Source organism: Oceanirhabdus seepicola (assembly GCF_023684385.1).
In the GTDB taxonomy this organism is placed as follows: domain Bacteria; phylum Bacillota; class Clostridia; order Clostridiales; family Clostridiaceae; genus Oceanirhabdus; species Oceanirhabdus seepicola.
This window is the reverse complement of sequence record NZ_JAGSOJ010000003.1, coordinates 533236-559588: the sequence shown is the minus strand read 5'-3', so window position 1 is coordinate 559588 and position 26353 is coordinate 533236. Positions and strand designations below refer to the sequence as shown.

24 protein-coding genes are annotated in these 26353 nt (G+C 29.1%); 2 read left to right on the top strand and 22 right to left on the bottom strand.

The window, feature by feature from the left end:
• Window positions 1-119: 119 nt before the first annotated feature.
• From KDK92_RS16390 to KDK92_RS16285, 22 genes are all read right to left on the bottom strand, one after another.
• Window positions 120-335, bottom strand: a complete 216-nt coding sequence (locus KDK92_RS16390; RefSeq protein ID WP_250860423.1) for a DUF2922 domain-containing protein — start codon at window positions 333-335, stop codon at window positions 120-122.
• An 82-nt stretch (window positions 336-417) separates the two neighbouring features.
• A complete protein-coding gene (locus tag KDK92_RS16385; RefSeq protein ID WP_250860422.1) occupies window positions 418-642 on the bottom strand; it encodes a DUF1659 domain-containing protein in 225 nt (74 codons plus the stop codon).
• A gap of 96 nt (window positions 643-738) precedes the next feature.
• Window positions 739-900 (bottom strand): YvrJ family protein, encoded by a 162-nt coding sequence (locus KDK92_RS16380; protein ID WP_250860421.1) that lies wholly within the window; start codon window positions 898-900, stop codon window positions 739-741.
• A 45-nt stretch (window positions 901-945) separates the two neighbouring features.
• Window positions 946-1533 carry a sigma-70 family RNA polymerase sigma factor gene (locus KDK92_RS16375; RefSeq protein WP_250860420.1) on the bottom strand — a complete coding sequence of 196 codons (588 nt, stop codon included), beginning with the start codon at window positions 1531-1533 and terminating at the stop codon, window positions 946-948.
• 1605 nt (window positions 1534-3138) lie between these two features.
• The gene (locus tag KDK92_RS16370) at window positions 3139-3840 is read right to left on the bottom strand and encodes a hypothetical protein (RefSeq protein ID WP_250860419.1); all 702 of its coding nucleotides are present in this window, start codon (window positions 3838-3840) and stop codon (window positions 3139-3141) included.
• Between the two features lie 190 nt (window positions 3841-4030).
• Window positions 4031-4558 carry a hypothetical protein gene (locus KDK92_RS16365; RefSeq protein ID WP_250860418.1) on the bottom strand — a complete coding sequence of 176 codons (528 nt, stop codon included), beginning with the start codon at window positions 4556-4558 and terminating at the stop codon, window positions 4031-4033.
• Window positions 4559-4720: 162 nt separating this feature from the next.
• Entirely contained in the window at window positions 4721-5722 is a 1002-nt protein-coding gene (locus tag KDK92_RS16360; RefSeq protein ID WP_250860417.1) for an ATP-binding protein, read from the bottom strand.
• Window positions 5723-5787: 65 nt separating this feature from the next.
• Window positions 5788-6720 (bottom strand): DUF5655 domain-containing protein, encoded by a 933-nt coding sequence (locus KDK92_RS24835; RefSeq protein WP_250860416.1) that lies wholly within the window; start codon window positions 6718-6720, stop codon window positions 5788-5790.
• A 697-nt stretch (window positions 6721-7417) separates the two neighbouring features.
• The gene (locus KDK92_RS16350; RefSeq protein ID WP_250860415.1) at window positions 7418-10138 is read right to left on the bottom strand and encodes a class I SAM-dependent DNA methyltransferase; all 2721 of its coding nucleotides are present in this window, start codon (window positions 10136-10138) and stop codon (window positions 7418-7420) included.
• A gap of 665 nt (window positions 10139-10803) precedes the next feature.
• Window positions 10804-11760: a DUF2971 domain-containing protein gene (locus tag KDK92_RS24830; RefSeq protein WP_250860414.1), complete on the bottom strand. Its 957-nt coding sequence runs from the start codon at window positions 11758-11760 to the stop codon at window positions 10804-10806.
• 386 nt (window positions 11761-12146) lie between these two features.
• Window positions 12147-12311, bottom strand: a complete 165-nt coding sequence (locus tag KDK92_RS16340; RefSeq protein ID WP_250860413.1) for a hypothetical protein — start codon at window positions 12309-12311, stop codon at window positions 12147-12149.
• An 11-nt stretch (window positions 12312-12322) separates the two neighbouring features.
• The gene (locus tag KDK92_RS16335; protein ID WP_250860412.1) at window positions 12323-13609 is read right to left on the bottom strand and encodes a hypothetical protein; all 1287 of its coding nucleotides are present in this window, start codon (window positions 13607-13609) and stop codon (window positions 12323-12325) included.
• A 618-nt stretch (window positions 13610-14227) separates the two neighbouring features.
• Entirely contained in the window at window positions 14228-15295 is a 1068-nt protein-coding gene (locus KDK92_RS16330) for a hypothetical protein (RefSeq protein WP_250860411.1), read from the bottom strand.
• 824 nt (window positions 15296-16119) lie between these two features.
• The gene (locus tag KDK92_RS16325) at window positions 16120-19446 is read right to left on the bottom strand and encodes a DEAD/DEAH box helicase family protein (RefSeq protein ID WP_250860410.1); all 3327 of its coding nucleotides are present in this window, start codon (window positions 19444-19446) and stop codon (window positions 16120-16122) included.
• Window positions 19447-19477: 31 nt separating this feature from the next.
• Window positions 19478-20626, bottom strand: a complete 1149-nt coding sequence (locus KDK92_RS16320; protein ID WP_250860409.1) for a restriction endonuclease subunit S — start codon at window positions 20624-20626, stop codon at window positions 19478-19480.
• Window positions 20626-22077: a type I restriction-modification system subunit M gene (locus KDK92_RS16315; protein ID WP_250860408.1), complete on the bottom strand. Its 1452-nt coding sequence runs from the start codon at window positions 22075-22077 to the stop codon at window positions 20626-20628. The genes KDK92_RS16320 and KDK92_RS16315 overlap by 1 nt, the downstream gene beginning before the upstream one ends.
• Window positions 22078-22114: 37 nt before the next feature.
• Entirely contained in the window at window positions 22115-22345 is a 231-nt protein-coding gene (locus KDK92_RS16310; RefSeq protein WP_250860407.1) for a TIGR04540 family protein, read from the bottom strand.
• A gap of 195 nt (window positions 22346-22540) precedes the next feature.
• Window positions 22541-23221, bottom strand: a complete 681-nt coding sequence (locus tag KDK92_RS16305; RefSeq protein ID WP_250860550.1) for an ATP-binding protein — start codon at window positions 23219-23221, stop codon at window positions 22541-22543.
• Window positions 23202-23861 (bottom strand): helix-turn-helix domain-containing protein, encoded by a 660-nt coding sequence (locus KDK92_RS16300; protein ID WP_250860406.1) that lies wholly within the window; start codon window positions 23859-23861, stop codon window positions 23202-23204. The genes KDK92_RS16305 and KDK92_RS16300 overlap by 20 nt, the downstream gene beginning before the upstream one ends.
• A 24-nt stretch (window positions 23862-23885) precedes the next feature.
• Complete coding sequence (locus tag KDK92_RS16295; protein WP_250860405.1) at window positions 23886-24656, bottom strand: antA/AntB antirepressor family protein; 771 nt, start codon at window positions 24654-24656, stop codon at window positions 23886-23888.
• 79 nt (window positions 24657-24735) lie between these two features.
• Window positions 24736-24951: a helix-turn-helix domain-containing protein gene (locus KDK92_RS16290; RefSeq protein ID WP_250860404.1), complete on the bottom strand. Its 216-nt coding sequence runs from the start codon at window positions 24949-24951 to the stop codon at window positions 24736-24738.
• Window positions 24952-25128: 177 nt separating this feature from the next.
• A complete protein-coding gene (locus KDK92_RS16285; RefSeq protein WP_250860403.1) occupies window positions 25129-25326 on the bottom strand; it encodes a helix-turn-helix transcriptional regulator in 198 nt (65 codons plus the stop codon).
• Between the two features lie 175 nt (window positions 25327-25501).
• On the opposite strand from KDK92_RS16285, the gene KDK92_RS16280 reads away from it, so the two are divergent.
• The gene (locus KDK92_RS16280) at window positions 25502-25984 is read left to right on the top strand and encodes a helix-turn-helix domain-containing protein (protein ID WP_250860402.1); all 483 of its coding nucleotides are present in this window, start codon (window positions 25502-25504) and stop codon (window positions 25982-25984) included.
• A gap of 32 nt (window positions 25985-26016) precedes the next feature.
• On the top strand, window positions 26017-26313 hold the full coding sequence (locus KDK92_RS16275) for an ImmA/IrrE family metallo-endopeptidase (RefSeq protein ID WP_250860401.1): 297 nt from the start codon (window positions 26017-26019) through the stop codon (window positions 26311-26313).
• Window positions 26314-26353: the final 40 nt, after the last annotated feature.

The window sequence follows — 26353 nt, the reverse complement described above, 5'->3', positions numbered from 1 at the left end:
GAATTGGACACATAATTGACATGACTCCAGTTCCTTCTATATTATAATCATTAATGCACAATAATCATTTTACAACATAAATCAATCCAGCAGTTCACAAAACTACTGGATTGTTATCATTACAGTACCTCTACTTCTGTTTCAGTTACATCTATAATCTTAGCTCCCTTTTTCTTCTTCAAAGATCCGCTGCTAGAATAAAGTGCATCCTGAGTTATGATCTCATCCATAAGAGAGTTTACTTCTGCATCGCTAATATCTTCCCTGACTTCATTGACAGTTAAAGTAGCTACTTCATCACCAGATGTTACAAACTTCATACTTAACTTTTTCATATCTTTTCTCTCCTTCCATAATTTTTATTAGGTATATTAAATATACCTTTCATTAGCGTTCACTTTACCATTATCTTTTGTATTACTCGCTGATTAACATGTTATCATTTACTCTCTGTACTGCCTTTAATTGATAAGGTAATACAGATGCTATTTTAGCACCTACTGCATAAACTGCTTCATCGGTTGCATCAATTTTAAGCTTTGCAAACTTAAAGTTTCTTAAGTCATCAGCTCCTGATGGCTTTGTACCTACCTTAACAGTTACTATTAAATCACTATCTACTCTTGTGTTTGTTACTGCCATGATTATCACTCCTTTCATGTGTTTTCATATGTATATATGTAATATCTATACCTTTTGGATAAAAAAATTCAAATAAATAGACAGCCATATGGCTGCCTACTTACTTTGGTTTCCTACAACGGTAGTTATAACTACTGTCAGGTCTGATATGGATTTATTGAGCGCTTCAATTTTTCTCTCAAATCGAACGAGTAAATATATACATACTGCTATTGGGAATCCCACTGTACTAGTTAGTTTAACAAGTTCTTCGTACATAGTGGTACCTCCTAACCGTTATAGTAATTGGATAAATACATTCAATTATATATATGTAATCTTGTTTGATTTTTCATTAGTATTTAGAATTTGTTCTAGTTTTCTTAAGGTTTTTCTCTTTCTTTGCATTAAAGTATGGTATTTAATATTGTTGGTATCCGCATATTCTCTCATGTTTCTTTCATTGAAATAAAATTCTTTAATTATATCTCTCTCCTCTTCTGATAGTTTATCCAGTGCTTCATATAGCTTTTTTGCTTCATCATATGCAATTATCTGATCTTCTATTGTAAAACTATAATCACCTGAGTCCTTCTGTGCTATTGATTCATCTGGTATTTCTCGGTAGTGTTTGATATTGCCTCTTAGCAGATCTCCTATGTTGTTTTTTATAGCATTAATAACGTATCCATGAAATGAGCTCGAATTAGATTTATATATTTTTATACTTTTTATAACAGTTAAATACCCATGCTGCACTAGATCCTCAAATTCATATGATGGAATTCTGTATTTAGATGCTTCTTTAATAATAAATCCTGTATATTTATCGATAATTATCTTTGTAGCTTCTTCTTCCCCTTCTTTTGCTCTTAACACTAATTCCTCAATAGTTTGTTTATTGTTTTTCAATTTAAGTTCTATAATAAACCCCCCCCAATTTATTAAAATAATTGACTCTTTAGAAACTATCAATTTATGTAATTTCAATTATTTTATTATAAAATTTAACTTCATTTATTTCATTGTATTATACCAATTTAAGGAAAACAAGCATTCTCATTTTATTGGTATATAAATTAAAACAATTGTTAACTGAAATTACTATTGGAATGAAAACACCTAGGGTGGACCTGCTTGCAGTGCCCAAATATGGAACAGATATAGTAATAGCTAGTCCATGATTGGTTGTACTGGAAGCAAGTCCACCCAGAACTGACCCTAAAGAAGCGACCCCAGCAGTGTGCGGCGGGTGGGATATGAAATACATTGGGCTTTGGACAAGCGATTGTCCAAAACTTCAATATAGTAAAAAGATCCTCAAAGCCCTACCCTAGCTGACCTCAGAGGAAGTGACCCTAATGAAATCAATGGACTAGCCCTACAAATACTAAAGTTAAAGCAATAACATCTATTTATTGAAAAGTTAATTCATCCAGGGCTTGTCAAGCGGGTACCCATGGGAAAAGCTGGGATGAATTATAGAAATTCTTAGCTTTTAGAGGTTGGAGAGTATCGGAAAACTCTTAAAGCTTAGAATTACATAATGAATCTGCTTGTCCTCAGGGTGCGATATTGATTTCCATAGGTTTAAATATCAGGTATAACACTATTACCTATACTAATACAAGAAATACTAATAGAACTATATAAATTAAATGATAACTAAACTATTACTGATAATTTAATTAACTTCTCTTCATAAAATGAATTACTCCATAATGATTCAAAAGATAAATAAGAAAGAGAACAACGAACTCCAACTGAAATAAATATGGCAGTAAAAGGAGCTTCTCTGCTGAAAGCAGAAAAGCTCCTTTTTGCCCTTCCCCTCGAGGGGCTGGGGTGATTAATTTCTTTGCTTTGGACAAGTTTTAAAGTTGCGAAGCTCTTTTAAAGATTGTCCAAAGCGTCCTTTTAGGATTTTCTTTAGCAGCTTCAGTTGAAATGATAATTCAAATGAATGTTTAATGAAAATAACAAATCAATGTTGTGTTAAAATTCTACTGATGCTGCTGCCCTTTGGACTAGTTTACCTTCTGCGTATGTAATAAAGTTCTCTTTGGTATTAAGCACTATCTATGAATTAAGAGGTATCTCTTGATTAAAAATAGAAGCAGGTGGTAAGGTTGTCCAAAGTATCCTTATAAGTTTTCAGACACAGCTTTTCACACCTGGAATGTTAATGGATAGGGTGAAGTGCTGTGTCTCTTGGTTTTAATGAATACATTATAATATTTTCAATAATCTCATCGATCTAAATAATTAGTTCTTATTACTTTTATAACCTCATATATGGCAAATTTTACACCCCTGTCATCGTTCCAGAAAATGGGTGACGTTAGGAATTCATTTTCTGGTTGCTAATGTTCAAACTTATGAGGTAATTTGACGGTGGAATCTTTTACCTGACTGAGTTTGCTCTTCAGATTCACTCATTGTTGAACCTCTTGATTACACTTGATTGAATTTCTGTATTAAAATAAATAATGTTATCCATTATTTATTTTTTTAACATTAATTTTTATTTTCCTCACTCTTCCTTAAACCTACATAATATCTAACACATAAATCATTCAATCGATTCTTTAACAACCTAAATTTTTCACTTTTGAACTCAAATATAATCTGAAATACTGGCTTTACTATGCATACAACACCAAAACTTGTAAGCACTAATACCACTATCACCACCATTGAACCCAGTAGCTGTTCACTGTTAAATTTTCCTTTTGATAAAATTAAACCACCTATAAAAGTTATTACAGGAAATATGAACTTATTAATCACTTTGTCCATTTTATTTGTTAATTTAAGTTCTCCACTATAATACTCACAATATCCAATTAACTTCTCCAATTGTTCTAGAGTCTTTATATTGTACTTGGTCTCTAAAATATCTTTAAATTTTTTCTGTGATTTTTCATATTCTTCATAATATAATTTATCGTCTCTCATCTCTCTCTTATCTATTAATTTATTAATAACGACCATTAAAATCACTAACACAATTGAAGTGTATAACATATGGCGTTCGTTAATTTTGGTTACTACAATAACCCATTGATAACTTAATAATAATAAAAATAATATAAATAAAATAACAATAAATTTTTCACTTTTTAATTTTCGCCACATCTGCTTAATATTTACTTTGTTTTCTTTCTCCCTAATAATCCCTTGATATTCACTTAATATGTAAAAAATTAAATTACTCATCTTCCCCCTCCAAATTTATACCTTATATAAGATTAATTCTATTTAAATATTATTTTAAAACATCTCTAAAATATAACTTTCTCTCCCTACTGTTCATAATTGCTAAACTCAAAAGATAATTCACTTCATCTTAAGTATTTTATAAAATAACTATACGATAGCTCCCTTAAATTTCTTATTTGTTCTTATATCATATACTTAATGAACTTAAAGTAATTATTTCTATGTCTTTATATTTACTCCTTATATTATCAACATGCTTTTCTTTAGGTATTTCAGCATAATATATAACATATTTTTTAGTTGCTGATTGATTATTAAATAATCTTTCTACATCTTTATTAAGTTTTTGATTACTATCTGGTGCTGTTGCTGAAAAACATTCACATATAATACTTCCATCCTCTGATTCTATATCATAGCCTGAACTTGTCCCAAAATCAACTCTAAAAGAGCTATTTGGGTAAAGTTCAAATAATCTCTCTAGTGCTAACAATGATACTAAATATGTGAAAGTTTGATTAGTTTGTTCTATAAAATTTAAAGGTTTTTCAAATAATGGGTCATAGCCATTTTGAGTGAACTTTACTTGCCTAAGGAACTCTATTCCAGTTCCTTTACTTATTAATTCTTCTACTTTTTCATTTGTTATCCTTATTATCTTTTCTCTACAACTCTTTACTTGTTCTATATTGCTAAACATCATCTGCTTATTCATTTATTTCAAACCCCTTTTAAAATAGTCACCATTTATTTGTCTAAAATCACGTAGTGCCTTATTTAAAGCTAATCCTGTTGCTAATCTCTCTTTTACTACCTGATGTTCCTTTTTATTGTTAGTTTCTATTTGAAAGTACTGTTTAATTGCTTCTTCTAAATATTAATCTACTATGTTCTGATTATTTTTTATGTAGGATTCAAATTCTAGTCTTTCTTCTTCATTATCAAAGTATAGAATAACTTCATCAAAGTTGTTTTTTGCATATAATTCTTCTTCATTTGATATATCAAAGAAAAATTGTTGTAGTTTATACTCAATGCTATTCTTTAGATAATATTTATAGGTATATTTGTAACATCCAACTCTTCTCTCCTTTACTACATAGCCCCATTCCGGTACCGGTGTCTCAAATCTACCACTATCTAGTACTACTAGTTGAAAATCTTTTAAGATTGTTTGATTATACATTATGCTTAAATCTTTATAACTGAAGCTTGAATTTTCTTGAGAGTACACATAAAATTGGCCTCTTCCTCTCTCATCATCATATTCTTCTACTAACCTAAATTCAGGCTTATAGATATTGTAATACGTTCCCTCATTTCTAATCCACTCTGTCTTATTTTCTAATCTATTTACTATCTGTACCAACGGTGCTTGAGTTAATCCAAACCTCTTCTTCCAAAGCATTTCTATCTGATGTATAGTTGCATTTTGCTTTATAGGAGTATTTCTATCTCCAACTCTTGTGTAAATAAACCCCTCTCTTAAATTTTGATACTTTTTACTTTTTTTCTTTAAGTAATATGGTACAGTATATGAGTTGAATATTATTAGAATATCTATTTCTTTATCTTCAATTTCTATTGTATCTACCATAACTTCTGGTGTAAAATCGCCAGCAAATACTGTATTAGAGAGTAAGTCCAGTATTCCTGCTTGCTTTAGTCTTCCCTCTTCATTTACACCAACTACTTCCCCTTTATCAGATACACCAATAATTAAATAACAATCTCTGTCATGTACTGTGTTTGTAAAGCAAAGTATATCATGTATAAGTCTTTCATTGTCTTTATGCCATTCTTGTTTAAAATCCCAATAGTCACCTTCTGATTTACTCTCTATTAAATGTATTATTTTTCTCTTTAATCTCTCTTTCATCATTTACCCCTTTAAATCAAAGTCTATTTTAAAATCTTGAAAATACTATTGAAATATCACATAATTTATATTTTTTTACCACTCATCTTATTAATTTTATAACTTTGCTTAATCAAACTTATTATGTATTCTAAATCATCGTCATCGCTAATCTGAATTTCATAATCTCCATTTCCCCAGTGTCCCGTATTTGAAACGTTTCTTGTTATTCCCTTTGCATCTTCCAGTTTTCCCTCTTTTAAATTAATCCAAATCTTAATAGCTTTTTTCTGTATACAAATATCGGTAATATTCTTCTTTGTTATAAATGCAATATACCTCTTAGCAGGTTTCATCTTGATATCTTCTGCAATATTCAATATATTAAATTTCAACTTATCGTATAATTCTATAATTTCATCTGGTATATTATTTAAATGAGCATCTTCTGTATAAACCTTTATTTCTTTATTAACCTTTTCAATTTCTTCATTATTTTTTGATATTGTTCTTATTGATTCATTCGCACCTGCTGTTGTAATAGCATTAAAGCTGACCATATTATTAGCATATTTTTTTATTTCATATAATTCTATAGGTAGATCTTTAAAATTTATAGCTTCTCTTTGATAAGTTGTAAATGATGGGGCTATAAAAATCACTTTTGATTGTGACCAATCTATATCTTTTCTTTTTAAATCATTATTACAATTTTCATTGTACTCTAAAATAAAATCTGCTTTATTATTTAACATTGTTGATAAATATGCATACCCTTGATCTATAACACTAAAGTTTTTATCTCTTTTATATTCTATAATTACAAATGCATTTGACTTAGTATCAAATGCTAAGGTATCTATTCTAAAATTACCTATAGCAAATTCTGTTGATACAAATTTCAAATCAAAAACTTCTTCTAAATTATTCTCACAAATATCCTGGATGTCTTTTTCTAGTTTAAAACTTTTCTCTTCTACATACTCTAGTTTTTTATTAGATAAATTAAATAATGACACTAAACCGCCACCTTCCTAATGAATAATTATATGCAAACTGAATAAATTTCATCTCAATTCTATGTTTTTGTTATACCCATATTTTACATTAGATGTATTAAATACACAACCTATTACATTTTTATATAACTCATCACATTTGAATTTATTTGAATCTATTATTCTAAGAATATACATTATTAATTTATAATAAATAGACCACACTATACAGCATAGCCTACTATACATTATTCCATTTTTAATTATTTTTTTCTGATGCCATCATTATAGTTTTATTGGTTAGCAGCTTCAGTTAGAATAAACATTAAAATAGAGATATCCCTAATGTTAGCAAATACATATTGTAATAAATTTACTTACTGGTGTTGCTGTCCTTTGGACTAGTTTACCTTCTACGTACGAAATTAATTGTACTTTGATGTTGAATACATTTACCTTTTCTTGGTTAATAAATGAAAGTAGGTGGTAATGTTGTCCAAAGTATCCTTTTAGATAAAAAGACACAGCTTTTCACACCAGGAATGAACATCTGAGTGTATGGTGTGAAGTGCTGTGTCTAATATTTTGTTAGATGGCTATTATGAGTGATACGAGTAAGTTATTGTGTTTGAAAAATTTCACACCACAGGAGCCTAGGAGACACAGGAAGTTATTTCCTTGCTATTGTTATCTTATATCTATCTTGATTTGAGATTTATTAATCCTCTGAAGTATACTTTTTATACAAATCAAATAACAACTGTAGTCGTTTAAAGTCATTTAGAAACTTATGCTGTCTATAACATCTATCAACTGCAATATCTAGTTCTTTATGAACTTGGCTAAGTTTATAAGGTATTATAAGTGGATCATATAATTGTGCCAAAGATTGTTTTTTATATTCTTTTCTAACTAAAAACAATTTCTTCACTAACCTTTCAACTTCAAGTACTTTTTCGTCACTAGGATTTTCTGGCCATGGAAAATTATTATATACTAGTTTATTAGAATATCTAAAATCACTTTTTATTCTTCCACATATTTGTCGTACCCATGCCATATGCATTTCAGACATTAATACCCCAAAATTAAATAAAGTAGCATTTTGAATAATACAACATGAATCTCCTGCGATATATTCATCAGTAAAAAAATCCATAGGAATATATTTTCTCATTTCTGAAGAATGTCTTGGTATTAATATATAACTTCCAATACTTTGTCTAATTTCACCAAACAAATATGGATACTCTGCTAATTTTCTTGTAGCTACTCTCTTACTAGCTAATCTGATTTCTTTAACGTTCTTTATCCTATTATAAACTTCAGCCATCTTCTTAATTTCTGAAGGTTTAACATCTTTTAACCACAAACACCATCGTTTTTCATTATGCAAAAATTCTCTTGCACTGATAAATGGTTTAAAAAACTTTTTTGCCCTAGGCTCTTTTAAAAGAAATTCTTTTTTCTCTTCATCTGTAAAAAGAAAATTCCCCTTGTCATTAGGCATATTACCAAATGTAATACTAGGAACGTTACAAATAGGCTTAGTTCTATTTGTAATTATTAAATTTTCTTGTTCTAGAAGATATGGATTAATATTTTTTACCTTTATCTTCATTGGATTTGAAATTGGTGTTTCATAATCATATATTAATTTATTAGAACTATTACCACATGAGCATCCAATTATTACAACATATACTTGAGCATCTTTGCCTGCTCCATTGCTCCATTTAAATGTTCTATGTGCGAAATCTATTGTAACACCTTTCTCTAATAAATACTTCCATAATATACTTACCTGCTCACCTTGAGTAATTGAATTTGTTGAAATAAGAGCTACCTTTATATTTGTATTTTGTATAAACTCTGCAGTCTTAATATACCAACAACAAACATAGTCAAGTAATTTATAGTTCTTTATTCCATTACATACAATATCCATTTCTATGTTTTGTTTCATAGTTCTATTCTTCTTTGCAATAAAAGGTGGATTTCCGACTATATATGTTAACTCCGTCTTAGATACAATCTTATCCCAGTCTATATTTAAAGCATTTTCATTTATTATATTAGGCGCTTTTTTCAAAGGAAGTCTTACAAAATACTCACCAAATTCTTGTGATAATTCCATATTCATCTGATGGTCTACTAGCCATATTGCAACTTGTGCAACATTGGCTGGAAACTCTTCTACTTCAATGCCATACATAGAATCTACATCAATACATTCATATAGTAACTTTATATCTAATGACATTTGAACATACTTTTTATTATTTATGTATAGTTCCTTATATATTTCCAGTTCTAATCGTCTTAATTCTCTATAGGCAATAACTAGAAAATTCCCACACCCACAAGCTGGGTCTAAGATTTTTATTTCCCTAATCTTTTTTAACATTCTTTTTAAATTATTATGATTATTTTTGTTTCTTTTGAACTCATTAAAAAGATCATCAAGAAATAAATCCTTTATACTTTTAAGTATGTTCTTTTCTGATGTATAAAACGCACCTATATTTTTTCTTTTTTCTTCATCCATAACTAGCTGAAACATAGATCCAAATATAGCTGGGGAGACCTTACTCCAATTAAAATAACAGCATTTTAATAATAAATTTCTCATTTCGCTATTAAATGAAGCAATAGGGAGTTTTTGATTAAATAGTTTACCATTAACATATGGTAATTCTTTTAATTCATAACCTAAATTTATTTGCCTCTTTTCAGTTGATGTATCCAGTATTTGAAATATCATTGTTAAATGCAACCCTAAATCTTCTCCATCTTTCTTTGTATTTCTTTCTATATAATCTTTGAAAAAATTTTTATTGAAAATTCCAGTGTCATCAGCAAATAAACAAAACATTATTCTTACTAATAATCGCTCTAATGCTTGTCCAGTATAACCACTTTCTTTTAATCTATCATGTAAATCTCTCATTAATTCAGCAGCTTTAATATTAACTGGATCTTCATCTATATACCTTTGAGTAATATATCCTGTCATAAAACTGAACAAGTGAATATTTTTAAAAAAGTCTTGAAGAAGAAATTCTTGTATAATATTTTCTTCTAAATCATATAGTCTGAATTTATTAAAATCAGAAACTAATACATATCTAGGTAATTCTTCTTCTTTTAATCCATAAAAATAATCTAAAGCTTGTGAATATGCTTTATCTAGATTTTTTCCTCTTGATTTATGTTCAACAATTAATACCCCTTTCCAGAATAAATCAATAAAACCTTTTTTATTCCCTAACTTTTTTACTGGCTTTTCAAAAGAAGCAATTCTTCTTCTAGTTATTCCAAAAACATTAAAAAAATCATTCCAAAATGTCTTAGCTTCTGCATTTTCACTAGTTTCATCTTTCCATTCCGTTGAAAATCTTATGGCTCTTTTTCTTATTTCATTCCACCCTAAATTCATTAAATTATCCTTAAATAGATTGCTTTATAATATTTATACTTTAATAAATTAAACAATATTATAATTATTTAAGTAATTTTAATACATTTATAAATTGATAAATATACTGAATGATTATTAATGTATAATGTATGGTTTTCCAAAGTACCCTTTTAGATAAATAGACACAGCTTTTCACATTAGGAATGAACTTGAGAATGGATTATGTGAAGTGCTGTGTCTTAGTTTTTTTATTAGGTAATTATTATACGTGCTATTTGGATATCGTCGTATTTGAAAAATTTCACACCCCATATATCACTTAGCGAAAAAGGATCTTGTCAGGAATTGATTTTCTGATTTTATCATATTTATTCCCATAGATATCCTCTGTTCAGATGGATTAATTTGATATATACTATTATATAAACATACTAAAATAGAATAGAGGTGAAATTCATGAATTTATTTTTAATACTAAAAGCTCTAGGATTTGAGCTACGTATTTCTTTTACTTACAAAAAGTAAAAGAAATAGATCCCTGATTCATTCAGGGAGGCTAAATAGAAAATTAAAATAAATACTCATGGATTTCACATTCAAGATATATAGTGTCATATTTATGGCACTATTTTTATTTCAATTTTATATAATTTCTCATCAATCATATATATAACTTGAAATAATTATCTAATAGAACATTCTGAAAATACAACTTTTATTTGATTCAACTTATTAATTTTATTAACAGAATCTACAAATGAATTTAATCCTTTTATTGCCATAACATCATTTTTCAATCTTGGACTTATTGCAATAGATTCTATAACATTATTATCGAATCCTAATTCTATATATGGGATAATTATATCATTTCTTACTCGGTGTCTTACAATTCCTAATTCGTTACAATTAGAAATATTATATGCTATACGGTACTCTTTTTCATATGAAAAATATTCATCCTTATATAACATCATGCAATTAATAATCTCACTTAATATTCTAGATTTCATCTCGCTAATAATATGGTACTCTATTTCGCCTGGATATTTATCCATAAATTCTATTGAATAATCCAGTCCCATTAAAAGTTCATTAATTCTATTTTTTTGTGATTGCTTGTCATATAAAACGTAATCCGATACCCCACAAAATTGCTTAGTGTCATTTTTTCTGTCTAAATATATCTTCTCATTATTTTTATTAACAGAAGATACATATGCTTTTTGATTCCATAATTCATTAAAATATTTATCGTAATAGATCTCTAAATTATATCCTCTTCCATTTGCATACATCTCCCATAAAGGTAATGAATCCTTATTTACTGTAAAACTAAGAATAAAAGTATTTTCTAATGTTTCATTACCAACCTCCTGTAGCCACTTAATAAAATCAAAGTTTATATTACTAAAATTATTTTCTTCCAATACCTCTTTTAAAATATCATAAAAATAAACAAGTTCTTTCTCATCATTTAAAAAATCACTCTTCGTAAGCCAAAAACTCTTGCTTTTAATAATATTATATATGCCATAAACACTTGTATAATGGTATAACTTATTTGGTCGTTTAGGCAACGCTGTGCAGCTACCGTAAATTTTAACAACCTCATCAAGCAAATTCAACTTATTAATCACTTTTCCCATCCCCCTTTTACTTGAAGTGACTGTCACCCTTGCAGGGTGAATACCAGTACGCCTTTATTGCTCTTATTAGATATTTATTATGAGTGATACTTGTAAATCATTGTGTTTGGAAAATTTTACACTCCAGGTCTCCTAGGAGATAACTGGAAGTTAGCTCCTTGCTAAAACATCCCCTAGTGCAGTAGAAATGGCTGTAATCAATTACATCATCGTAATATTTAAAATCACGTTTCCCATAGTGAGAAACGTGATTTTTCTTCAATTTACTACCCTATTTTCCAAAGACAACTTCTCTTAATTCATCATAATGCGAGATGCGACTGTCACCCTTGCAGGGTGAATGCCAATGTGCCCTTCTTACTAAATAGTTCTAAATATTAATTATTTTTTTCTTTCAAAATCTCTTTAAAGATTTTATCTTTCATATAATGGTCTGTATAAATCTTTTCTTTCTTAAAAAGTTCATATGAGTGTTCTGAATTTGTTTCAAAAAAACATTGTTCATTTTTACTTTCATTCTTGTAGTCTTGCATATTAAACATTATATCTCCCCCTAGTGATTTTTAAAAAATCTATAATTTAAATCTTTATTGAAATAATGCTTTCTTTTAATCCATACAAAACCATCATTCTTAGATATAACTGCCACATCAATTGGTCCTCCAACTGTTTCAGCATCTAAAGTGAATTTTCTTTTGAATGATGTTATGTTAACCAATGATTCAGCCATAGACGCGAGTTCATCTTTAGGTAACATTGATACCATCTGAATTATTGGTTGAATGAATTTCTCATTTTGTACATCTTGAATTGTTTTAAGAATAGATTGTAATATATCTTTTCCAGTATTATTAAGGTTATCTTTTACTGAAGCATCTAACTCGCAGGTAACATTATTTTCTTTTAAGAGTCTTTCTATTAAATTCGAAAAATCACCAAATACATTTAGTAAATTATTTGCAATAAATTGATATACATCAGGATTTATCCCAGTTAGTAAACTATGAACCATTTCCTTTTGAGCAAATGGCATAATAGAAGCAGTTGAACTATCATTACCACCTAAAGCTTGTATGTGGTTCTCCTCGTTTAATTTATATTTTAATTTCTTATCAATTATACCTTCAACATGGTACTCATATAGTGATGGGAAGATTTCATTCTCTCCATAACCAGCTATTACAACTCCACTAAAATTGTTAAATATATCTTTTGTAATTAAGAATACAATCGTCTGCTTAATATTTCCAATTGAATCAGCATTAATTTCAAAATCAAAGTTACTTTTTATTACCTTTTCTATTATATAATTGTATTTATCTAAAAATGGTATTGAATAGTTAAAATCGAATCCTTGCAAAAATGGAATACGATCTATTTCAATTAATTCTTGTTTAGTGACACTATCTAATATTTTGCATATTTCTTCTGTGTTTGGTGTAGTTTCATAATTACTATTAATATGCTCATAAACTCTTCTTTCTAAATGTTTTATAAAGTTATTAACTGTAACATATATATATTTTTCCTCACTAATCTTATTACTAAACCTATTATCATTAATTATGAAATCAAAAAAATCATCACAATATTCTTTTAAAGTATTATATGTTTTTTCTCCCAATTTAGTTCTATATAATTTGATTATTATTTCCCAAGGTACATCCATAAAATCTCCATTACCATACACCATAAGACCAATTGGTTGATTTTCAGATAAAGAAAATAATTTATTGGCAGTATTTAAGATTTTCATTTGACCTCCTGAGTTTATCGTTACGGCACTATCAGCTGCTAAAGCAACCCCTTGTCTATTTAAAATTCCTATTTCAGCAGTCATTTGTATCCCCCTTTATGATAGCTCTTAGTTGAATTATTGTATACAATTTAATATACTACAAAAATATTCTTTATCCTTCAAGTTTTTCAAAATTTGTCTATTATATTAATATACTTTCTTACAATAACTATCTTTTGAAATTTCCAACTGGTTCTGCTGCCCTTTGGACTAGGTTACCGGCTGCGTATGATTTGGATTTTATTTTGGTATATGAATTTGTTATATCTTTTTGATTAAGAAATGAAAGTAGGTGGTAAGGTTGTCCAAAGTATCCTCTTAGTAATGAAGACACAGCTTTTCTCACCAAGAATGAACTTGTGAGTGTATGGTGTGAAGTGCTTTGTCTGATATTTTTAATAGATATCTAATATGAATATGGTTTAAATATCCTTTAATTTAGAAAATGCGTGTAAATCTTTAGTCCATATGGCCATTCCTCGTTTCACAAATTAGAGAAACGAGATTTTCCTTCATTTTACTACTCTATTTTTCAAAGGCACCTTCTCTTAATTCATCATAATGAGAGTTATGACTGTCACCCTTGCAGGGTGAATGCCATTGTTCCCTGCTTGCTCAAAAAAAAGAATAGTCACATACTACTCTGCCATACCTACTTCCTTAAAATATTTTTATTTTCTCATTTCCCTTTCTTTTTTCAGTAAATTCACTTTTCCACCATGGACCAAACTCATTAAATACTGTATTACCTAAAACACTCGATACCCTACTTTCACAGAGTTTTTTTCTGACAGTTCGTTTTGCTCTAACATATTTACAAGAATTACTTAAAACCCAAACTCCTATAGAATCTCTGACATCTAATCCACTTTTACTAACTAAATCATCCCATTCTTCAAGAAATCTTGCCATACTATAATAAGCATTTGATAGTTCATCATCTGAATATATTTTATCTAAATTATCTTTTATAGCATGTGAAAGAATATATAAACTGTTATTATCAAATTCAAATTTCATTTGTGAAAAAGCAAGTCCTACACATGCTACACTAAGGAAAAACTCATATGATTCTTTCATATCTAATTCTCTTAGTATATCAAATTCTATTGGAAAATTTTCGAGAATATTTGTTGATGTGTATGCAAACGCACGAGCAACCATTATCAAGTTATATGCTTCATTTTTTAACTTTTCCTCTTTAGTAAGTTCTTTAGTTAACTCTAAATTACTCTCTTCTTTTAACTGTATCTGATTTACTTCTTGAGTATCTATTTGAGTTTTAATCGCCTCTTCATAAAGAGAATATAAGTTTGTTAATTTTGCTTTTAAAGTAAGACGACACACATCAAACTGCACTAAGCACTTCTCATATTCATCCCTATCATACTTTTCACCATGTGCTTTGTGGTCTAAACTAGTATTAATTTTAACTTGGCTTTCTAGCATCATAATGTATATGGCAAGACAATCTTTTAATTTAACTGCCATTGAGTATATTTCAGAGTCACCTTTTATATCGTCACTAATTGATAAGTTATCTCTTAACTCAACAGCCCTTTCCATTAGAGAATTAAAATCAGTTGCTCTATCCAAGAAGTTTATTTTCTTAAACAATGATAATAGTCCTGACTTTTTATGTATATTATTTTCCACAGCTAAGAATTGCTTGATAAGCACTTCAAAAAAATAAGCACAAAGCTCAATCACATCTTTTCTCAAATTCATTAATACTCACCCTTTCTGTAATAATATAGCAAATACTCAAATAAATCCCTCGATAGTTTTTACGAAAATTAATGTAACTATTTTCTCTATTGATTGTATCAAAATCTCTATTTTGGATTATTTAATGCAATGCATAAAAACTAAAATATTACATTATCGAAATATATCTCATCTTATAAACTACTTACATTTAACAAAAATAAACTGATTACATTATCTTATAAAGCTACCTCCATCCATTGCTTGTACATAAACATTTTTGCAAATATAGGTCACGTAATTGAACATTTTATGGAATGGTTAAGTTATTTTGATAAATTATTGACCCACCGAACTTAAATTATTACCCAACTAGATAGTATCAAATCATAGATTGATCAAATGACAATATTTCTAAAGCTATTTAATTTCCACAAATTGAATATATCTATTAAAATTTTCATGTTCACCTCTTACTTATTCTAATATTTATTACCTATTATAACATATTTTCACTCAAATTATATCAATTTTTTATATGCTCCTTCCTTTTTGATTAAAATCTATAATTCTTGTAGAATCATTTGAAACACACTATAGACTTAGCGTTTATTCAGCTATGAAAAGACATGTTTTAGTTTATAAAACAACCTCTGACATTATTGTGTAAATTTGAAATAAAAAGCATCCCTACTCTCTAATATTATACTCCTATTATGTAATTAGCTTGCCAGTACATGCTTTTATTTAATATTCCACTTTTATATGTAAAAAAATACACCTGTGCGTTCACACAGATGCATTAAGAAGTAATTTCAGTTCTGATAAAAACTTAATTAATAATATTAACCTACTTCAATCCTAGCGTTCAACTCATCAATCTTTTTAATTATGCTCTTAGCAACATCTATCTTACCTTCAAAAAGATTAACTACATTACCAAATTTATTAAATGGTTGTTCATTAAGAACTTTTTTATCAATTATCCCATTAGAAACAACAAAGTTAACTATAAGCTTAACAAACTCCATTTGATTAGAGTTAAGAGTCTCATCTGATAAGAAGTCTGAAAAAGCTTCATTTGCTGCAGCTGGATCAAGTCCTACAATTTTTGATGTTAGTTTTAATAAAGGTTCTTCACCATATTCATTAACATAATCCTCTTTTGTCCCTATCTCTTGCCATAGAATTCCCTCTAAATGCTTAATATCATCTTCTGATATTTTTTTATTATTTCTAAGCTTATACACAACTATATCTTCTTGGTGTTCTTTAAGGTATTGATTTACTTTCTTACGATAGCTTTTCAAATCATTAACTGTATACTCACCAACGTTTTCGTTAACTTCCATCACTTCATCAGTGAAGTTAGTGTAATAAATTGCTCCAATATTCTTATCAAGAAACTTAATTAAATCTCTAAAGGCTTTTCTTACTATCTCATATTCAAATATATCTGCATCTTCCCAGAATTCATCAGTTTGAACTTTTGTAATAAGATGTTCTTGGCGTTTTACCATTTCAATACTGCCTTTATATGATAATTTCTCAGCAGTTGTTACAACCCTAACTTTAGGTTTAGATGCGGATATTCCTTTTAAATCTGCATATTCAATAGTAAGCATTAGATAATCAAATCTCTTTGCTAATTCATCATCATCTATTGCTGGTATTAGAGGAGCAATATGCTCTTCTAAGTCACGGATATCATTGTCATTAATATTGTTCCATGCTTCCTTTGTGTTGTATTTATGAATATACTTTATATTCATCCTGCTATTAAATTTAGATTCATCAATTTGTACTATTGAGTTAAGCAATTCCACAACCAGGCTTTCTCTATGTGAAGTATATTCTTCTGTTTGATAATCAAGTCTTTGAAGTTCTTTAACAACCTCTGTTTTAATATTAAATAAATTCTCAGTTAAAGATTTAGTAATCTTAGCCTCTTTTCCATTCTTATTTTGTCTAAAATATTCAAAGTTTGAACAGTAGTCAAATATTCTAAATCCATCCTTATCTATCCCTACACCAAATAAATCTTCACAAAGTCTTGTTCCTCTTCCAATCATTTGCCAGAACTTTGACTTTGAACGTACTTTCTTAAAGAATACCAAATTTACTAACTCAGGTATATCAATTCCAGTATCAAGCATATCAACAGATACAGCAATTTGTGGCATTTTCTCTTTTGTTGAGAAATCTTCAATTAAAGTATCTACATATTTTATATCTGTATAAATAGGTTTAGCAAATTTACTTCTATACTCGGGATACAAAATATCGAATCTCTTCATTATAAACTCAGCGTGTTTTTTATTTTTAGCAAAAATAATTGTTTTACCAAGTTTATCTCCACCTTCAACTTTAATCCCTTTTTCCATTAAAGTCTGCAATACTGTATCTACTGTGTTGTTATTGAATAGAAAAGAATTCAATGCTTCTCCACTAATGTCTTTTACATCTTCGTCAAAGGTTTCTTCAAACTGCTCTTTTTCTTCATCACTTAAATCATCGTAATGAATACCTTCCTCCATGAACTTCATCTTAGTTTCAATGGTATGGTAAGGTACAAGATATCCTTCATCAATGGCTTCCCCTAATTCATAAGCGTACGTTGGAACATTATTTTCAAGGTCAAATATCTCATAAGTATTTTTATCAATATCGCTCTTTGGTGTTGCTGTAAGTCCTAATAAAATACCATCAAAGTAATCAAATATAGCTTGATATTTCTTATATATACTTCTATGAGATTCATCAATAATAATTAAGTCAAAATGACCTGGACTAAATAGCTTTGAACCATCTTTGCTTTTAGTATCATCAATGGCATTCATCATAGTTGGATAAGTTGAGAATACCATACGACTTTCTGGATTATCTTTATTATCAAGTAAGTTGCATAATGACAACTCAGGTAAAAGGTTTTTAAAATTCTTCTTGGCTTGTCTCACTAGAGCTGTTCTATCTGCTAAGAAAAGAACATTCTTTACCCACCCTTTATTTATTAAAACATCTACAATAGAAATAGCTGTACGTGTCTTACCTGAACCTGTTGCCATAACAAGCAAAGCTTTTCTATGACCTTTTTCTAAAGTATCACAAACTGCTTGAATAGCCATCTTTTGATATGGTCTATTTGTAATTTCATCTTTAATATAAGGAGTTTTCAATGAACTCTTATTTTTACGTTTAAATATCATCCACTCTAATTCACTTTTACTTTGAATACCTGAAACTGGACGCTCTGGATAACTAACATCATCCCATAAATAATATTCAAACCCATTTGTATAAAATATTATTGGTCTTACATTATGTTCTTTTTCTAAGCAATCAGCATAAAGTTTTGCTTGTTGCTTTCCTAACTTCGGATTAACACTAGTTTTCTTTGCTTCTACAACTGCTAGTGGCTTTCCATCATCTCCATATAGAACATAATCAACAAAACCTACACCCGTATTATTAGGCATTCCTTGAACTTCAACCTCTTCTCTGCAGTCTACCCCAATAGTCCATCCTGCAAGTTGAAGCTCTAAATCTATATACATCTTTCGAGTTTTAAATTCACTAATTTCATCTACATTGAAATTACGTTGCTGCTCATTTTCAATTCTTTTAGCAGTAATATTCTTTCTTAGCTCTTCATTTTGCTTAATAAGCTCCTCAAGCTTTTTATCTTTAGAACCTAATCGCTCATAAAGGTCATTAAGCTCTTTTCTTGTTTTCTTTTCCCCTTCATTATCCTGAAGTATATCCTCATTAAATTCAACTTCATTTAACTCATCAGAATAACAATAATCAACCCATGAAATAAACTCAAACAGATTTCTAAGAGCAAGTACAGCTTGATCTCTAGTTATAGGAGAACTTGTATGAACTGCTTTATTACCTAACTGCTGAATATATTTAAGCATAGGTACCAACTTCACATCAATAATACCTCTAAAGGAGTAATCATGTATCAATGTTGCTAAATTATCTTGATATGGGGCGCTTAGTTCTTCATCGTAACTAAACACCCACTTAACTGCTAATTCTAAAGCTCTACGAGTTAATATTGCCGTAGTCGCATAAGAAACTACCAAACTTTTTTCAGCTTCTATGCACGCCCCCGCGAAGCTATCATACAATTTATGTTTCTTTAGAAAGCTAAAATTATATTCCATATTACACCCCCATCTTTAATTTTCCTTTAAATTAATTAAACAGCTCCCCTTTGAATGCTTTTTGCATTAAGCTATTAAAGTTGTTTTCCATTTCAGTTAGTGATTGTTGCATTAGTTCTTTTTGTGCTTCGATTTTTTGAACCTTTTGCGAAAATTGATTTTGCAACTCAACAGGTGGTAATATACATTCAAATGTCATTAGTTGTGATTTATTCACTTTGGGAATATTGGTTCTGTTACTATGCTTCAATATTTCATTTAAAAAGTACTCAGAACGTAATATTTGAACTACATAGAATCTATTGGCTTTAGATTTATTAACTAAAAGCGGATACGAATCAGCACTACAAAGACCTTTAAAATTTGGTAATGCAACTTTATTTAGATTTGGTCTAATCTTGCTATAAATAATATGTTCAGGACCAAAATAATACTTCCCACTAATAACATTGTCTTCTTTAATAGTTTTATAATTAATAAGTTTACCAGTGTTTTTTTCAATATTGCTTATTCCTATATGTGGATAATCTAGATAATCACTAAATTCACTAATCATATTAGTATCAATTTTAACAAAATCCTTTAAACTTTTAACTTCCCACCCCTTAGGATTTGTAACAGGATCACCAAACATATCATAAAACACACTTTGAATTAACTCATCAAACAATTCGATTTGCTTCTTTCTTAAATCAATAAGTTCTTGTGCTTTTTTTAAGACTTCAACGATTTTCTTTTGTGTTTGAAGTGGTGGAAGAGGTATCATTAATTGCGCTAATTTTTTCTTATTTAAAGTCAATCCCATTACTGCTCTATCTGTATTCTCATTAAGTCTTAAAGTTTGTAACGCATAATATAAGTATTCAAAACTAAGCTCTTCAGGTGATTTTATATGAAATGCTGCAATAGCTTCATTTGTATACATATTTTCACCTGTAATTGCTACTTTCCCAACTGAAAGTTTAAAGCTCATGATTACTGTATTTTGAGGTACTAACTTGATTTTAGATTCTTGGATAGCTTTATTTGTTATTTCTTCCTTAGTATTATTTATATATTTTGTCTTCATATCAGAAATTGAAATCCATTTAGCTCCTTTTCCCCAATATGAATTTTCTTTTCTTGCAGGAGTCTTTCCAATTTCAATATCACAAACTTTAGTAATATTAACGGTCTTCATTATAACAACTCCTTAATTTCATTTAAACTGTTGATTATTTGTTCCTCATTAGTAATAATTTTATCTAAAATCACTTGTGGATCTTCATACTCAACTTCATCATATTCAATCTCTTTATATCTATTAATAGACAAATCATAATCATTATCTTTAATTTCATCTTTTGAAACAAAGAATGACTGTTCTGTTCTCTTTCTATCAACCTCATTCTCAAGTGTGTGATATCTTTTAATAATATCCTCAATATCATTATCCTCAATAAGTTGACGTTTATCATCTAAAGAGAAACCATCTGCTTTCATATCATAGAACCAAACTTTATCAGTACCACCTGCTCCTGTTTTAGTAAATATTAATATTGCTGTTGATACTCCTGCATATGGTTTAAAAACTCCACTTGGCATTGATATAACTCCATGTAGATGATGATTTTCTACAATCTCTTCTCTAATTGTTTTATGTGCTTTTGAACTTCCAAATAAAACTCCATCTGGTACTATAGTTGCAGATCTTCCACCTTTTTTAAGCATTCTTAGTATCAGTGATAAGAAAAGTAATTCGGTTTTCTTTGTCTTTGTAACTTTTAATAAATCAGCTGATACCGATTCGTAATCAAGTGAACCCTTAAATGGTGGATTTGCAAGTACCAGTGTATATTTTTCTGTGTCTTTATTTTGCTCTGACAATGAATCTCTATATTCAATATTTGGACTTTCTACTCCATGAAGCATCATATTCATTGCACCAATACGAAGCATAGTTCTATCCATATCAAAGCCAAAGAACATATCTTCATTATAGTGTCTTTTTAGTTCTTGAACAGTAAACAAATCTTCATTGTTTTTCTGTAAATACTCACCTGCCGCGACTAAGAAACCAGCTGAACCAGCTGCAGGATCAATAATAATATCCGTTGGTGTTGGTTTCATAAGTTCAACCATCATCTTAATAATGTGTCTTGGTGTTCTAAATTGACCATTAGTACCTGCTGAACCTATTTTTGATAACAAGTACTCATATAAATCTCCTTTAGCATCTCTATCTCCCATAGGTAGTGTATCTACATTTGTTACTATCTTTTCAAGCATCTGAGGTGTTGGAATCATAAAAATAGCATCATCCATATATTTTGAGAAAGCTGAATCTTTATCCGCATGCATATTCTTTATGAAAGGAAACACCTTTTTTGAAACTACCTCATACATTTCTGTTGCACCAAGTTGTTTGAAATTCTTCCAACGAAGATTTTGCTGGTCCTCCTTAAATATCTTTTCTGCTTCAATACCTAATAATTCTGCATTTTGATCTAAATCATTTTGCTTATCATCTAGTCCTTTTATAAAAAGAAGATACGTGAACTGTTCAATTACAGATAGAGGGTTCGTGATACCTCCTGTCCAAAATATCTCCCAAATTTTATCAATCTTGCTTTTCAATTCGCCTGTTATCATTTCGTATTCCTCCCATTAGTCTTTATCTATCTAATACTTATGCCAATATTTTTCCTACTACTTCTAATCTTCTCTTTCCACATTGTTGTTTAAGAATAGTTGTAAAGTCATCATTTTTTAAAACTTTGGATGGATTATTTGTGTATAAGTCAGTTATCTTTTGAATAATTAGTTCATCACTTATCTCATCATTCCAATAAGCATCAATCAGCTTGTTAATTGCATAAGCAAGTTCTCTCTGTGTTCTATAAAACTTTTTAACTTCCACAAATTCACCTCTTTTATATAAACCTTTTATTTACTCTATTCTTATTTTAGTCTTACTTTTTGGGAATTTCAACAAGTAAATTGTAGCTATTTGAAAAAGTCACTTTTAATAAATTTAGGATTGACATAATTATTAACTATATCAATCCTATAATTGTTCTACTCTTCTTTACTTATTAGCATTTTTCAAACCTTTTTACCCTCTCACCCTATAATTATTCCCTTTCCCCCTAATCTCCACCAAATATCCCTTACACATCTCATATATTCTGCTACCAATACCTTCATCTATTCTAAGTATTTCATCAATACTTCTCTCTGAACTTACTATTATTGCTTTATTATTCAGATATCTATAATTAATTATTTCGAAGAGGATATTAATATCACTTTCTGTTATCTTGCCTTTATAAAGATCATCAATTAAAAGGATCTCTGCCTTTTGGTATCTTTCAATGGTTTTTCTGTAGTAAATGGAATCCAGTATATTTTGCTTTATATTCATAATTACATCTCTATAGGGCATATATATAACAGGAATTTCTTTGTTTATGAAGTTAATTGCCAGGGCAATACTCAAATGAGTTTTGCCACTGCCAACTTGTCCTAAAAATACAATTGAGTTATTTCTTGAATCTTTAATGACTTTATAGTTTATATAGTACTTTGTAGCTGTATCTTTTGCATTCTTAATTTCTTTACTATATGCATTGAAGCTTTTAAATGTCATCTCTTTCTGCTCTAGGCTTATTCCTGACTTCTCCCATATTCTCTTTAACCGTTTTATCTCATAACAACCACATCTTCTTGCTTTTCCATCAATCAATAACCAGGATGTATCTCTGCATTTAGAGCAACTATATAAGGTCCTCTTCATTGAATAAGGCTTGTCCATCCCCACTCCTTCCCTCTTCTCTATCTCTTTCCTCCTCTGTTCTCTTAATTGAACTTGATCTTTTATTCTCTCTACTGTCTCCTCTATCCCCATGATTAACCCCTCTTTCTTTCTCCTCCACTTCTTTAAGCTTCTTTATTTCATTATTTACTATAAATCTATTATTATTTAAATCATTATTATTAAATTCATTATTTATTATTGGCGGGTTTACCACCGTCGATTTTCCCGTTGTCGGATTTTCCAACGTCGGCTTTCCCATTATGGGCTCAACACTCTTATGTTTATTTTTGCACTCATCACCAGTTGTTTTTGTCTCTTCAAAAGGTACTTCGTATACTTCATACATCCATCCTCTAAATTTGCCATTATTATATCTTGTTCTGGTTCTTCTTATGTAGTTATTATTTATGAGCTCTTTTATTCCTGATTTAATACCATCTTTTCCATCTCTAGCATGTTTTTTAATCTCTACTTCATGAAAATCCCAGTTATCCGGTCTACTCATGAAATACATCAATAGTCCTTTAGCTTTCCAACTTAAATTACTATCATAAATACCATGTTTATTAATCATTACAAACGGATTATCTTTGTCCTTAATAACTCTGTAAGTAGCCATAACACCCTCTCCATCACTCTCTTATCAAACTTTATATTTAATAGCAAACTCTTTAACAATAGCTATATAAATTTCTTTTAACCTTGCATCATTAGCTATAACATCCAATATATTTAATTTCTTAACTTTACTAGCTGCTGTTCCATTGGAAAGAGCTCTTACTTTTAAGTTATTGAGCCTTAGATTTAGATTACATCTTCCTCTTTCCTCAAGTGCTGAGTATATTTTATCCTTTGGTTTTTTATAATCATTCATAGTTGTACATATTTTAGCTATGAGTTGATTGGTTTTCTTTCTCCAATCAGCTTTAGGATTAATAATTATAGTATCCTTCATTTCTTGAAGTTCTGATTTAACCTCCATGGTTTCTTTTTTCACACTATTAACATTTTCCTCTATTCTCTTTTGTTCCGTTTCTATTTTTATTAATAGCTGAAGTTGAGGACTTAGATTTTTAGTATTGAGAACTTGTTGATTATATTTCTTTTCTACTTCAATGAAATATCTTCTATATTTTTTCCCTTTTTCATTTCTTTCCATCATAGCAACTTCTTTCGCTGCATCTAGTTTCAATAAATAATCCTTACTTGGTCTACCTCCTGAACTTTCGCTCAAAAATGAGCTAAAGTCATCCCCTTCTATCAAATCACACTCTGTTAATCTTCTATTTATCCAATCCTTAAATGCTGTTTTTACTTCAAGTCCTTTATGAAGTTCCCTTGCCATCACTACCTTAATCCCTTCATGAATTTCATAGATACTAATCATTCCTTGACCTTTTAAAAAAAGCTCCATTAATTCATCCCCTTAATCAATATTTTTTATAGCATATCCCATTACATGAACCCCTATTCTCAATACCCTAGCTAATCAACTAAAATACCAGTTCCTTAACATCATTTACATCTGAAAAATCTTTTCCATTGCTTTCTTCTAAAAATCTTAAAAGCTCAAGTCTTGTTATTTTATATCTTCCCAATTTTAATGCTATTATATGACCTGCTTTAATAAGATCATAAACAAAGTTCTTATTTACTTTCAGAATCTGAGAAATCTCGTCAACTGTGTAAAGATAATCATTACTGCTCATAGCTCCTATACCCCTTTTTATTAAATTTTAAAACCTATCATGATGCTATTTATAAATTATTTTCCCCATATTCAATCCTATAAACTTTTTATTATAAATACTTCAATTACTGCTTTAATTCCACGAAACCCACTATTATATTTTATTTATGTTACTGACAGTTTTATTCTTGTTAACTTAGTCTACAAAAAAAATTTCATCCATTGTTTTATTAAAATGTCTAGCTAATATTTTGCATTCCCTTAAAGTGAAATCCCTCTTCCCAAGTTCCTTTTGATTATAAGTTTGCTCAGATACTTTTAAAATTCTAGCAACATCAGATTGAAGTTCACCTTTCTCCACTCTTGTTGCTTTAAGTTTAAGATTTGGTTTCAACAATATCCCCTCCTTCTTCAATTATTTTGGCGTTAACTTTAATACTATTTTAATTAACGCAAACGAAATCGTCAAGAAATTTTTGGAAATTTATTTAAATTTTTATTTTATTATCGTTAATTATGTTTATATTTCTGTTAATTTAGTATAAAATATATTCATGGAGGTGTTAACTTTGGATACTTTTGGAAAACGTTTTAAGGATCTTAGACTAGAAAAAAGAATGAATCAAGAAGAACTTATAAGTGATTTTAATAAAAAGTATAACTACACGTTCACAAAATCAGCTGTTTCTCAATATGAAAATGATAAAAGAATACCAGAAATAAATGCTTTAACTGATTTCGCTGATTATTTTGAGGTATCATTAGATTATTTAATAGGCAGATCTGATATAAAAACAGTTCTTAAAAATAAAGAAGATGGTCATAGTAATAATCTATCTTTAAACAAAAAAGATATGAGAGATATACTAAATGTTTTAGACCAAACAAAAAATATGCTTTCAAATGCAGATGGTTTAATGTTTGATGGAGAACCTGCCTGCCCTGAAGCAATCGAGAGCATATTAACAGCTATGGAAATGGGAATGGCTCACGCAAAAATGAAAAATAAAGAGAAATATACTCCTAAGAAATACTTAAAAGATAAAGAATAAATAGTTGATTGGCATCTTTGTGAGGGATTAATATGGAATATATCAAGGAAATGGTGGATAAATACAAAAGACTATTTAAAAGTACTGATCCTTTTTATATAGCAGAAGAACTTAATTGCATTATTATCGAAACACCAATGCATAAGGATACACGCGGCTTCTATCAGTACTTTCAACGAAATAAAATTATCTACATAAATAAAAACATGTTAGATGAAGAAAAACGAGTTGTATGTGCTCATGAATTAGGACATGCAATACTCCATACCCATGATAACTTATATTTTATTAAAAATTATACACTCTTTGAAAAAACAAATATGAAATAGCAGCGAATTATTTTGCTGCTGGACTCTTAATTACTGATGA

Coding starts and splice junctions, on each gene's coding strand:
- KDK92_RS16370 (WP_250860419.1), bottom strand. CDS start 3,840: ATGAGTAATTTAATTTTTTACATATTAAGTGAATATCAAGGGATTATT.
- KDK92_RS16360 (WP_250860417.1), bottom strand. CDS start 5,722: ATGAAAGAGAGATTAAAGAGAAAAATAATACATTTAATAGAGAGTAAA.
- KDK92_RS16305 (WP_250860550.1), bottom strand. CDS start 23,221: ATGAAGAGGACCTTATATAGTTGCTCTAAATGCAGAGATACATCCTGG.
- KDK92_RS16325 (WP_250860410.1), bottom strand. CDS start 19,446: ATGGAATATAATTTTAGCTTTCTAAAGAAACATAAATTGTATGATAGC.
- KDK92_RS16295 (WP_250860405.1), bottom strand. CDS start 24,656: ATGGAGCTTTTTTTAAAAGGTCAAGGAATGATTAGTATCTATGAAATT.
- KDK92_RS16385 (WP_250860422.1), bottom strand. CDS start 642: ATGGCAGTAACAAACACAAGAGTAGATAGTGATTTAATAGTAACTGTT.
- KDK92_RS16380 (WP_250860421.1), bottom strand. CDS start 900: ATGTACGAAGAACTTGTTAAACTAACTAGTACAGTGGGATTCCCAATA.
- KDK92_RS16290 (WP_250860404.1), bottom strand. CDS start 24,951: ATGAGCAGTAATGATTATCTTTACACAGTTGACGAGATTTCTCAGATT.
- KDK92_RS16320 (WP_250860409.1), bottom strand. CDS start 20,626: ATGAAGACCGTTAATATTACTAAAGTTTGTGATATTGAAATTGGAAAG.
- KDK92_RS16300 (WP_250860406.1), bottom strand. CDS start 23,861: ATGGCTACTTACAGAGTTATTAAGGACAAAGATAATCCGTTTGTAATG.
- KDK92_RS16390 (WP_250860423.1), bottom strand. CDS start 335: ATGAAAAAGTTAAGTATGAAGTTTGTAACATCTGGTGATGAAGTAGCT.
- KDK92_RS16315 (WP_250860408.1), bottom strand. CDS start 22,077: ATGATAACAGGCGAATTGAAAAGCAAGATTGATAAAATTTGGGAGATA.
- KDK92_RS16340 (WP_250860413.1), bottom strand. CDS start 12,311: ATGTTTAATATGCAAGACTACAAGAATGAAAGTAAAAATGAACAATGT.
- KDK92_RS16335 (WP_250860412.1), bottom strand. CDS start 13,609: ATGACTGCTGAAATAGGAATTTTAAATAGACAAGGGGTTGCTTTAGCA.
- KDK92_RS16365 (WP_250860418.1), bottom strand. CDS start 4,558: ATGAATAAGCAGATGATGTTTAGCAATATAGAACAAGTAAAGAGTTGT.
- KDK92_RS16330 (WP_250860411.1), bottom strand. CDS start 15,295: ATGAATTTGAGAAAAGATGTGATTGAGCTTTGTGCTTATTTTTTTGAA.
- KDK92_RS16350 (WP_250860415.1), bottom strand. CDS start 10,138: ATGAATTTAGGGTGGAATGAAATAAGAAAAAGAGCCATAAGATTTTCA.
- KDK92_RS16275 (WP_250860401.1), top strand. CDS start 26,017: ATGGAATATATCAAGGAAATGGTGGATAAATACAAAAGACTATTTAAA.